This is a genomic window from candidate division WOR-3 bacterium (genome assembly GCA_016926475.1).
In the GTDB taxonomy this organism is placed as follows: domain Bacteria; phylum SDB-A; class SDB-A; order SDB-A; family SDB-A; genus JAFGIG01.
Map to the genome: position 1 here is coordinate 1 of JAFGON010000062.1, position 11,860 is coordinate 11,860.

Below are 11,860 nucleotides of genomic sequence, written 5' to 3' on the forward strand. Positions count from 1 at the left end.
TATCGCCGTCGAATCATCGTCTGTCCAGTATTGTGTCGCTATACCGACGAACTGGTCGCTCGTGCCGTATCTCGTGCAGGCTACAAAAGGCATTACTGTGTGGACGTCTCCAAGCAAAAAGAATCCCGCGCCTGACCAGTTTTGTCCTCCGTCGGAAGAAGTGTATTCCATGGATCTCGTTGTCGGATCGTCTATCGCGCCAGACTGATATACAACATGAATAAAGTTTGTCGGCCATGCATTGTATCTTGCTGATGATATTACCGGATAGTTGAAGTAGGCATCGGTGCCTATTGATAAAAATCCCTGAGAAGTGGTGAAATAATTGGTGTACCTGAAAACTCTTATTACATCGCCTGTCACGAAATTATATACGAGGTGAGCGTAAGGTCCGGGTCCAGCGCAGATATCGTATCCTCTCTCTGTTTTCTGAGTGCTTGTAATACTGCCGGTGGTCCAGTTGGCGCCTCCGTCTGCTGAAGCGGCTCTTCTAAGGCCGAAAGGTGAAGCGGCGATGTTGAAGACTACATAAATATGCGGGTTAGCCTCATCTGTTATATCCATTTCAACCCATTTGATGTCGTTGTAGGAAGTGAAATCATACCAATCAGATGTAGAGTTGTCGGCTTTTACTCTTCTGTAAGTTGCGTATGTGTCGCCTGAATGAGCATAGACGGTAACTTGATATATATAGGGATTTGCGTCGTTTGCCTGAATCCTCATGTCGTAGCTTATGACATCCACATCGGTAGGATAAAACCACAGCTCCCAGCCCCTTACCCATGTATAACCCATGTCAGTCGAGAGGTATGTCCAAATTGTATCGCTTGTCCCATGATCAGCGAGAAGAGAGACATAGACATATCCGTTGACATCATAATCGAAAGCCAGTTTTGTGTTGACATAGTTGATTGGGCAGGTGTTTGTGACTAAAAGATCGTCGCTCCACAAAGGGGCATAGGCTACAGGAGGTTGTGAAGAGCTGGTAATGGTTTCAATAACAGTGGAACGGACCCCGGGATTCTGGAGGTATATTTGATTGTCAATAGACCCGTCGTCAACTGAAAAGTTTTCGTTAATAACGGCTGGTTTTGAGTATGCTTGAACGATCTGAGCCTGTATAGCCACGGCAATAAAAATCGCAAAAGTAAAAAAGAACACAACTTTCTTCATGCTTTTCCTCCTTTTTAGTGCTATTTTTCCACCCATAGTAATTGTAAAACTAAATTCTTCAAAAACAATAAGTATCTTTTAAAACTTATATCATAGTGCCTTTTCATTATTTGGAGAAAATTAAAATTTTTTGAATCTAAATCGGGTTGAACTTGAAATTCAGCTGGATTTCGTGCAGAATGATTCTATGGGCTAAAACTCTACAATGGGGAGTTTTTTGTGATTTTTTTCAAATACCAGGCTGCCGGCAACGACTACATACTAATCGACCTTCAGGGGCAAAATGCCGATGGAATGGTGCTTGACGAGACCGCAAGAAAATTTTGCGAGAGAAAAAAAGGAATTGGAGCCGACGGTCTGCTTGTTCTAAAAAGCTATCAAGAGTGTGATTTTTTTCTGAGCATCTACAACAGCGACGGGTCATTGGCACAGATGTGCGGCAACGGCTTGCGCTCAGCGGTTCTTTATTTCTACAAGAGAATAAAAAGAAGAAATAGCTTAAAGGTCCTCACCGATTCAGGTGTTAAAAATTGCAACGTCATTGACTTTGACGGTAAAAACTCAGCGCTTGTAAAGGTCTCTATAGCAAAACCCGATTTTGATTTCTTTGAAAGAGAAAGATTTTTTCCTCTGATGTTGAATTGCCCGGAAAAAAAACTCTTTTACTGCGTGTCCGTGGGAAATCCTCACGCTGTAGCTTTGGTCGAAAATGCAGAAAAGGCGGACCTCATCTCGCTTCACGACTGTGTCATGGAAAAAAAATATTTTCCGGACGGAATAAATGTTTCAGTTGTACAAACCATTGACAAAAATCTTTTTTTTCAGAGGGTTTTTGAGAGAGGAGCAGGCGAGACGCTTTCATGCGGAACCGGAGCGGCGGCTGCATACGCAGTTCTCAGAAAACTTGGGAAAATTGAAAAGAAAACAACAGCGCGTCAAAAAGGCGGAGAGATTGCGCTTTCAGAAGAAGAAGACGGGGAAATAACCATAGAAGGCGTTGTACAGGAAGTCTTTCAAGGAGAAAGAGATGAAATATAAAATATTGGATCTAATTGTTTTTTTGGCGCTTTTTATTTCTTGCTCAAAAAAAGCAGATTTCAACGAACTCATAGATTCCGCAGGTTTTCATCTTGAGAGGGTAAACAGGTTGAAGACAGGTTACGAAGATTCACAAGAGGTGAGAGAGCTTCTGGATAAAGCTCTCAAGGAAAGCGAAAAAGCGGTGGAGTTAAGACCCGAATCTCCTGAGGCAAACGGGCTTTACGCGAGAGCTCTTTACGCGTCGGGAAGAATTCAAGAAGCCTACGGGGCGTCTGTTGTCTGTCTTAGAGCTGATTCTCTCAACTCAAACGGTAACCTGGCGATGGGCAACGTCTTCAGAAGAACGGGAGACCTGGAAAAGGCAGAGTTCTATATTGAAAGGGCTGTACTCTCGGACTCGTCCGATCTCTATTTAAAATATTCCCTTGCCCTTTTGTACCAGGAGAGAAGAAAATTTTTCGACGCCGAAAGCATACTTGAAAACCTTCTTGATAAAGAACCCGATAATATTCGGTTTCTTTACTCTCTCGCGGCTGTAAACGAAGAACAAAGGGACCTCGTGAAAGCCGAAAGGCTTTTCAGAGAACTCACGGAGAAGGAGCCGGAAAACCCTGACCTTTGGAGGTCCTACGCAATGCTGCTGGAAAAGGGCGGGGACACTGCAGGATCGAAAATACTTTATTTTAAAGCGGATTCCATTGAGTATTCATTGAACAATGAATAGTTACGGGCTTCACATACTGACGATCGGTCTTTTAATTCTCGCCGGCAACCTCGGGGGCAGAATCGCAAGAAGGCTCAGAATAAGCGAGATAATTGGACAGATCATGGGTGGTATCGTGATCGGGCCCCTGGCGATTCTCGTTTTGAGGAACATTTCAGACGATGTCGCGATAATTTATTCAAGGGAGTTTATCTCTTTTCAATTCGTAATTTTCGCCTTTCTTTCTCTAATAGCCTTTGGAATCGGAGAGGAACTCCACTTCACGAGGCTGAAAAAGATTTTTAAGAGGGTTTTTTGGGTCTCTATAGCAAATGTGGCGCTCACATTCACTTTGGTTTTTCTGGCTTTTCTCTTCTACGGAAAAATCGTTCAAGAGTCGGGAATAGACCTTTTATTGTCTTTACTGATAGCGTCAATAGCGATCGCGCAGTCTCCGGCAATAATATTCGCAATAATGAACAGGTATGAAATAGAAGGAGATATAAGAAACATAATCGGAAACATCATGGCTATAGTTGACCTTTTCGCCATTTTTATATTTTCCGTTCTTATCCAAATCAAAACTCAGACGGGAACCGATATCTCTGTTTTAAAAACGACCAAGGATATCGGTTTGGCTTTTTTGATTGGAATGGCAGCTTTCGTCTTTCTCTGGATTCTGATACACGGCATAAGCAAAGATGAAAAAAAGAGAAAAGCGGATTTTTTCATGCTGAAACTTCTGACAGAACATCCTGCTCCGTCCATGGAAATGTTTCTTACTGTCGCCGGAATCGTCACGGTGATAACAGGAATATCCATTTTACTGCATCTGCCTTTTCTCATCGCCGTCCTCGTAGCCGGAGCCTTGATAGCAAATTTTTCCGGTTCGCTTATTTTTGATTCAATGAAGATTGAAAACATAATGCCCGCTTTTAATCTGCTCTTTTTCGCTTTGATAGGAGCGGAAATAGATTTTAGCAAATTCAGCACTCCGATTCTTGTCCCGATTATGATATATGTTATCATAAGAGCTTTGAGTCAATACACAAGCGTAAAAATTGTTTTGAAAATTATGAAAAATGAACCGAAAATTGTAAATTGCGTTCCTCCTCTAATGATCCCTCAAGATGGAGTAGCCGCTGTGGAAGCGGCTTTTCTTGTGAGTGTTCTCGGAAGCCCGGGACAGACAGTCGCGGACATTGTCATTCCGTCGCTCGTGATATTTTCCGTATTCGGAGTTTTTCTGACCGAAAGGTACATAAAAAAATGGCAGAACTGGGTAATCGGAGAAGCTGAGGTGGTCAAAGGAGAAAAAATTCTGCCGAAAAGACACCGTTTCAACAGGGACGATATAGCATACGTTGACCTAGAAGATGAAAACGACAGAAAGGGAACGATAGAAGCCCTCGCGATAGAAGGCGAAAAAAGAGGCTTTTTCCCGGATAAAAACGCGGTGATAGACGCGTCCAACATAAGGGAGACCCTGCAAGAGACAATCCTGATGGAAGGAATCGTTTTGCCTCACTGCAGACTGAGAGCCATGAAAAAACCCAAAATAGTTTTCGGGATTTCTTCAAAAGGCGTGATGTGGGGTAAAAAAGCCCACAGAGCAAACATCATCATTCTTTTGATTTCGCCCACCGTAATGCCTGAACTTCATTTGGGAGCCCTATCCTATATAGCTTTCACTTGCAAAGAGACAATGGGATTCAAAGGAATGGGGCCGGAAGAAATCAAAAACGCTATGACCTCTCTTCCCGCGGTGGCAACATGAACAATTTTTTACCAGTTTTCATTTCTGAAAAGTTCTCGAAAAACGAATTGAATGGGAAGACGAGAGGCTCGGCTCTTTTTGTAGACCTCGGCGGCTTCACTAAGATGACTGAAATGTTCTTCAGAAAAGGGGATAAAGGCGCCGAGGAAATTTCAAAACAGCTCTTGTGGATTTTCGATTTGCCGGTAAAAGCTGTTCATGGCTACAGAGGCCACATAACGACTTTTGCTGGAGATGCCTTCACGGCAATATTCCCTGAGGACGACGGATCCAGAGCGTATTCGGCGGCGTCTATTTTGACGGATTTTTTTCAAAGGGAAGGCAGAAGAAACACTGAAATCGGAGAACTGACATTCACATGTAAAAGCGGAGTGGGGCAGGGGGAAATCGAGTGGGAAATAATTGAACTTGACAAAAAATTGAACACATACATTTTCACAGGATCCGCTATTGAAAACGCTCTGAAAGAAATCGAAGATACCGGAACTGGAAAAATTGGCTGGAGTGGTAAACGAGAAGTGGATGCAGGTGAACCTTTTCAAGATGCCTGGTCTATTCCCGATGATGTCGTTTTGAAATTTATACCTCAATCAATTCTGAACGCGTGGAATAAAAGCGAATTGAGACACGCGACGACTGTGTTTGTAAACCTGGTAAGACCTGAGAGGGGCAATACCAGCGAAGTCATCAGAAGTATATATAATACCGCAGATGAATTCGGAGGGTATTTAAACAAAGTTGATTTCGGAGACAAAGGGACTCTCGCTCTGGTTCTTTTCGGGGCTCCTGAAGCGAGAGAGAACCCGGAGGATCTCGCTCTAAGGTTTTGCGTAAAATTGAAAAAACAGATTTCTTCTTTAAAAATCGGAGTCGACAGCGGTCTTGTTTACGCCGGCAGAACAGGCGGGTCGGAGAGGTTTGAGTGGACTTGTTTGGGAAACGTGGTCAACACTTCGGCGAGAATAATGAGTTCCTGTAAAGAAAACGAAATCCTCGTTTCGGATAGCGTAAAAAAAAGAGTTGAAAAAACCGCTGTATTTGTTCAAAGGGGAGAAGTGAAATTCAAGGGCAGATCGGAACCCGAAAAAATTTACGAAATCACGGGATTGAAAAACGCCAAAATACTTTCTTTCAAATACAAAATGGTCGGAAGAAGAGATGAACTTAAAAAGCTCGAAGATTTCACAAACAAAATAACGGTTGAAAAGTCAAACGCGGGTGTCTGCTATATTTACGGAGACGCCGGAATAGGGAAGAGCAGACTTGTCTGGGAGCTTATCGAGAATTATAAAGCTCAGGGAGTCGACATTTCTGTTATGCACCTTCAGTGCGATGAGACGGCAAGGTATCCATGGTTCCCTGTCTCGACTTGGCTTATCGATTTTTTGAATCCTGACAGGAGAGATTTAACAACTAAAAATATTGCGCAAGAACTCGAAGGGCTTGGCATTTCAGGAGCGGCGAAAAAAGCATGGGCTATTTCCGATATAATTGGCGTTTCTCCGGGCGACAAAACCTACGAAGAACAGAACGAAGAAAGGAAAAAAGAAAGCCAGATATTTTCACTTAAGGAATTCGTGAAAGTCCTTTCAAAAAAATCACCCTTAATTGTATTTGTCGACGATCTTCACAGTATCGACGAGCTGACTCTCGAATGGCTTTCTGCGCTGACTAGAAATGTCCCGGATTATCCATTCGCAGTTGTCTGCACTTCCAGATTTGACGAAAAAGGAGGGAAACCGAGAATAAATCTCGACCGGAGAGTCAAAGAAATGGAAATTGTCCTCGGCTCTTTTGAGACGCCAGAACTGATTACGGACATGTTCAAAGGAATAACTGGGGAAGAACCTTCCAAACCGACAACAAATTATCTTCTCGACAACACCGGGGGTAATCCTTTTTTCCTCGAGCAGACAATAATTTTTTTGAAAGAAAGAGAGATGCTCACTGGTTCACCGATGACGATTGACGGTAAAATCGAAAGACTTCCGGATTCACTCAACGACTTGCTGACGGCGAGACTTGATTCAATGGATTACGAATTGAGAGAGATAATAAAAAAAGCGGCGGTGATAGGAGAACGGTTCCTAGTTGAAATACTGCGCTGTATCATTGAGGAGAGTGTCAAAGACGAACTTGAATTTTTTCTCGACAAAGGCGAGCAAGGGCAAATCATCGCGAGAGAACTAAACTACGAAAATATATATATGTTCAGACACGCCATGCTCAGAGAAGCGGCTTACCAGCTTTATCTGCCTTCAGAAAGAATGATTTTGCACGGTCAAATATTCGAGATAGCTCAAAAAATTCTTTCGAGAGAAATTGAAATACACACAAAACTTCTTCTCGAGCAAGCAGAGAAAGCCGAACAGTGGTCTAAATGGGAAGAATACGCGAAAGACTACGTCAATATCATGCTTAAAAAAAACGCGAACAAAGAATCGCTGAGGATATGCGGAAAACTCGCCAAGTATTACGTGAAAATAGGTGACTATTTAAAATGGGCTGAAAACGAACTGATGACCGGAAAAATACTCAAAAAAACAGGACAGCTCAAGGAAGCCCACGATAAAATAGTAGGGGCTATAGAAAAATTCGGCAAGAATCCAGACATTCTCGCTGAAGCCTACAATGAACTTGGCACGGTTTTTCTCAAAGACGGAGAATTCGACAAAGCACTCGCCAGTTTTGAAAGAGCGCTTGAGTATTCAAAAATTATCGCGGGTCAAAAATTAGAAAGCAGAACTTTCGGAAATTTCGGAGTTCTTTACGCCACAAAAAAGAATTTCGAAAAAGCTCTTGAAAGCTATGAAAAAGCGAAGGAAATAGCCGTTGCAACAGGAGACAAAACTTCTGAAGCTCTCGCTATGTCGAACATCGGAGCGATATTGGCTCAGCAGAACAAATACAAAGAAGCCGAGAAACACTTCGACAAGAGTTTTGAAATCGCCAGTGAAAACGGTTTAAGCGAAGAAAAAGCAGCCGCTCACATAAACCTGGGAAATCTTCAGGCGATAAAGGGAAGAATAGCGGATGCTGAAAAACACTTTGACGAAGCACTGAAAATATTCAGAGAATCCGGCACAAGAGAAGGTGAAGTTTATTGTCTTTACAACATAAGCGAGATGAAAAAACACGAGGACAAATTCAACGAAGCTCTGAAATACACCGTTGAGGCCATGGAAATCGCGAAGGAAATCGGAAGCATAAGATGGGAAATAAAAGTCTTGGCTCAAACCGGGGATTTGAAATACAGAATGTCCGAACCCGAGGAAGCCTTGGAGTCTTTTATCGAGGCTCTGAAACTTTGTGAATTAAGAGAAGATTTGGAGACGGAGACTGAAATATTGTTTGAAATCGCAAAACTCTACAAAAGGATAAACGATTTTTCTAAAAGTCACGACTACCTAGAAAAAGCATTTACTCTCTCTGAGAGAATCCAGAATCCGGCTCTGAGAAGCGACATAGCTTATAACATAGCCTGCCTCTTCGCCGACTGCGGTTCTTTCAACAAAGCAGCCAAGTATCTCGATGTCGTGATGAAACTCGGAGATAAAGAAGGCAAAGTCAAACTTTTCAGGGAAAAATACGGTTATTAACCATATTTGACAGGGTCAAATATGGAGACCGGAGCAAACAATCTATACAACTGATCTTATACAAAACACCAAATAAACTTATTTAGCAGGTTCAAATATGAGGTCGCAGTTTAAGAATTTGTGAACATTAGATTTATAAAGTTTAGAAAATTTGTTTACTTTCGCTCAATCAAAATCTTTTAATTCAAAAAAGATTGAAAGAAACCAGTTCTTTCTTTGAGATTATACCTCAAAAGACAAAGTCAATATTTTAACTCGTTGCCGAAGAGGTTTATCTTTGTGGAAGTCTGAGGTTTTGTCTTTTTTACCTCGATGAGGTTCAACACGTCGTATCCTTTTTTCTTTAGGAACCTCAGCATTTGACGGTTGTCGGGGTGTACCCATATATAGAGCTGATCCGCTCCATGTTCTTTGGCGTAATTCTCCGTGAAGTCGAAGAGCATTGACGCGTTTTCGAAACCTCTGAATTTTCTGTCTACGAATAGCCATTCAAGCCAGTGGGTTTCGGCCTCGGACTTCAGAACCGAAAAACCCATGAGCATTTCATCGTCGTAAAGACCGAAGACTGTCCTGTTTTCCGTGAAATACTGCGCGGTTTCATCGTAAGCGTCTTTGATGGTGTATTCGACAGGTGATTTGTTCAGTTTTGCCAGGATCTGCCTGAATTCATAGACCATGAGGACGAGTTCGGATCCGGGAGTTTCAAGACAGCGGATTTCTTTCATAATAACAGCCTCGCATCGAATAATTCCAATTATATTTTATAACCAAGAATAAAAAAACAAAACGATTTTTTACTGATATAAACTCGTTTCTGGTGTGCGCAGTCGTATTAAAATCCACGCATTGTGATCAATATTTATTCGAATGCCCATTCGAAGATTCCGTTTATATGGTCCATCCGTAAAAATTAAAGGCAGAAAAAAATTGAATCGAGGTTATATATGCGGCTTTCAAATACAATTTCCGTGCTTTCAGAGAAAAAACTTCTATTCGGAAATAATTCCAAGTTTACATTATAGTGAATATAATCAATGTCATGGACATCTATAAGTGCTGGAGTCATTTGATTTTTGATTTCATTTGGATTGTTGTAGGCATGATATTCGTTAAACAAAGATAGAGAAATTACAATCAAAGGAATAATGTTTTATATATCGCTTGACGAATTATTCCCGACTGCGGAAGAGTACAGTGAACATCATCTTGCGACAGAAGGATTCATAGCGTGAATGGTCGTCCTGGCCGTCAGTCTTCTGTTGTTTGTCTGAAATAATCTTAAAACTGAAAAAAATTGAAAGGACTTGTTTATGGTTATTATCGAATACTCCCGGAATTGGCCAAAACAGTTCAGCCTGATAAGAGTCGAACTTGAAAAGCATTTAAGCAACTTTGTAAGGATTGAGCATATAGGAAGCACTTCGATTCCAGGGATGAAGGCAAAACCTGTTATCGATATCGATATCGAGATACGGGACATGAATATTTTTGAATTGACAAATAGCGAACTCGGAAAAATCGGTTATTATCACAACGGGGATCAGGGAATACCCGGCAGGGAAGCATTCAAAAGAACAGGTGACGACAATCACCAGATTTTCGACAATATAGAGCATCACCTTTACATCTGCCCTTCAGATTCAGTTGAACTGAGCAATCATCTTCTGTTCAGGGATTATTTAAAAAAACACAGGGAATACGCGGACAGATACAACAGCATCAAACTTGAAATACTTTCAAAACATGGCGAAAAAAACCTTGAAAAGTACATCGAAGTGAAAGAAAACGAATACAGATGGTTTTTCACGGAGGTCATCGAATTGAGTAGAAAGGGAAAAAAGAAAGCATGAAATTATTTTATCCAATTATTTTGATCTTTACCGTCTCGGCATCGGTTTTTGCCTGCGGCAGAATTGGCCGTAATGTTAAGAAGGGCTTCAAATCCATAAAAGAGTATGCATCGGGAAGAATTGACCAAGTCGCCGAAAAGGTGTTTCCGGTGTTTGACTCAGACACGCCTGACACCGAGAACAACAGACGCAGATTTATAGAATTCATAGGGGTCGATCTGACCCCGGACATAAGAAGCATATACTGTTTTGACGACGCGATTGGAGCCGATAGGGACTACATGTTCGCCTTTGACTGTTTACCCTCGACTTCGGAGAAGATAATCATTAGGCATAGATTGACCATTGACACCGTGAATTCCGACAACGGCTTTTTCATGCAGGACGATTTTGAATGGTGGGACAAGGAGAAGATTGCGGAACTCGATAAATACTCCTGGACCGACGGAGCCCGTAACCACAAGTATTACTGGTACGACAATTTAAACGGAAAAGCGTACTTCTTCGAGTTTGACATGTAACAGGGAGGTTTTAATGGCTGATCTTATCAACTGGTTCGAGATTCCGGTGAATGATTTCGACAGGGCTGCGGAATTCTACGGAAGAATATTGAATGGTGAAGTGATAAAAGAGGATTTTGCGGGGACAATGATGGGTTTTCTTCCCATGGAAGGCGACGGAATCGGAGGAGCCATTTCAAAAGCAGAGGGTTTTGAACCTTCTGATGAGGGTACGCTGGTCTACTTCAACTGCGGGGAAGACCTCGCACCTACACTGGAAAGAATTGAATCTGCCGGTGGAAAAGTTGTTGTTCCCAAAACATTGATATCCCCTGAAATAGGTTATTTCGCGATATTTATAGACACCGAAGGAAATAAATTAGCCCTGCATTCTAAGAAATAGCTAAGATAATTGCACACGAAAATCATTACATATTTTTTTAAGTATTTATCTCAATTCATTTCATCAAAGTTTCCGCACTTGCATCTCTAACAATAATTGTTCTTACTCTTCTATTCCGCTCTAAAATACCATTTACTATTTATTTACTCCCTGCACCCATACCACGATTTGCTTTCCTTTTTCCTCCAAAATAACTCTCATCCAATTCAATTTCTCCTTTGAATCTCCTTATATTCTTCATACAAATTTCAGCAATTTTCAATCTTATCATTTTATAAAATTTGTTGGCCGTATTTCCATGAACCTTTGCATAATCTTCTGCTTGTAACGCTGGTTTTCAAAGTGAAAATGCACGGAACAAATCATTTATCTGCTTATTTGTTTCTTCGAGTATTTCACTTTCATGCACTAAAATCATTTCAGTTTTCAATAATTGCATGTGCAATTACCATAGATCTTTGCATGTTTGTTTTCAAGTAGTTGCCACTGCGTCAGGTTTGTTACAGAGTTATTGATTGAACGTCGAATATAGATTGGAATATGCGGAATTTTGGTTTTGATAGCTCTAAAACAAAAATGTCTATGGCCATGAAAATTAGAGCTGACAGAAGCTATAAAATTGCAGACAATCCAAGAATTCGGAAAATCAACTTATTTCATATATCTGTAATTTTTCTGCCATGGATAAGGGGGGGCTATAAGCCCCCTATTGTTAAATCATCTTGTATCAGTTTACTATCGAGAACTTCTCAGAAACCGTTTTTCCAGGAACAGTCAGCAGCATTATGTAGTTGCCGGAAGTAACTCCGTCAGA

The 11,860-nt window shown here is 41.4% G+C and carries 9 protein-coding genes; 7 read left to right on the forward strand and 2 right to left on the reverse strand.

All coding sequences use genetic code 11. The features are described from left to right. Positions 1-1,173 (reverse strand): hypothetical protein (locus tag JXA84_06315; protein MBN1150818.1); only part of this gene is annotated, 1,173 nt, incomplete at its 3' end. A 219-nt stretch (positions 1,174-1,392) separates the two neighbouring features. Here JXA84_06315 and dapF point away from each other — a divergent pair. The 4 genes from dapF to JXA84_06335 are packed head-to-tail and all read left to right on the forward strand — an operon-like array spanning position 1,393 to position 8,293. Further along, a complete protein-coding gene (dapF, locus tag JXA84_06320; GenBank protein MBN1150819.1) occupies positions 1,393-2,211 on the forward strand; it encodes a diaminopimelate epimerase in 819 nt (272 codons plus the stop codon). Then, a complete protein-coding gene (locus tag JXA84_06325) occupies positions 2,201-2,938 on the forward strand; it encodes a tetratricopeptide repeat protein (GenBank protein ID MBN1150820.1) in 738 nt (245 codons plus the stop codon). The genes dapF and JXA84_06325 overlap by 11 nt, the downstream gene beginning before the upstream one ends. Next, the gene (locus JXA84_06330; GenBank protein MBN1150821.1) at positions 2,931-4,694 is read left to right on the forward strand and encodes a cation:proton antiporter; all 1,764 of its coding nucleotides are present in this window, start codon (positions 2,931-2,933) and stop codon (positions 4,692-4,694) included. Before JXA84_06325 ends, JXA84_06330 begins: the two co-directional genes overlap by 8 nt. Continuing rightward, a complete protein-coding gene (locus JXA84_06335) occupies positions 4,691-8,293 on the forward strand; it encodes a tetratricopeptide repeat protein (protein ID MBN1150822.1) in 3,603 nt (1,200 codons plus the stop codon). Before JXA84_06330 ends, JXA84_06335 begins: the two co-directional genes overlap by 4 nt. A 242-nt stretch (positions 8,294-8,535) precedes the next feature. Here the strand turns inward: JXA84_06335 and JXA84_06340 are convergent, their stop codons facing one another. Next, a complete protein-coding gene (locus JXA84_06340; GenBank protein ID MBN1150823.1) occupies positions 8,536-9,018 on the reverse strand; it encodes a GNAT family N-acetyltransferase in 483 nt (160 codons plus the stop codon). Positions 9,019-9,603: 585 nt separating this feature from the next. On the opposite strand from JXA84_06340, the gene JXA84_06345 reads away from it, so the two are divergent. The 3 genes from JXA84_06345 to JXA84_06355 all read left to right on the forward strand — a co-directional run bounded on the left by JXA84_06345 (position 9,604) and on the right by JXA84_06355 (position 11,046). Beyond that, on the forward strand, positions 9,604-10,143 hold the full coding sequence (locus JXA84_06345; protein ID MBN1150824.1) for a GrpB family protein: 540 nt from the start codon (positions 9,604-9,606) through the stop codon (positions 10,141-10,143). Between the two features lie 119 nt (positions 10,144-10,262). Further along, positions 10,263-10,664 (forward strand): hypothetical protein, encoded by a 402-nt coding sequence (locus tag JXA84_06350; protein ID MBN1150825.1) that lies wholly within the window; start codon positions 10,263-10,265, stop codon positions 10,662-10,664. 13 nt (positions 10,665-10,677) lie between these two features. After that, positions 10,678-11,046, forward strand: a complete 369-nt coding sequence (locus JXA84_06355; GenBank protein ID MBN1150826.1) for a VOC family protein — start codon at positions 10,678-10,680, stop codon at positions 11,044-11,046. The last annotated feature ends 814 nt before the right edge of the window (positions 11,047-11,860 follow it).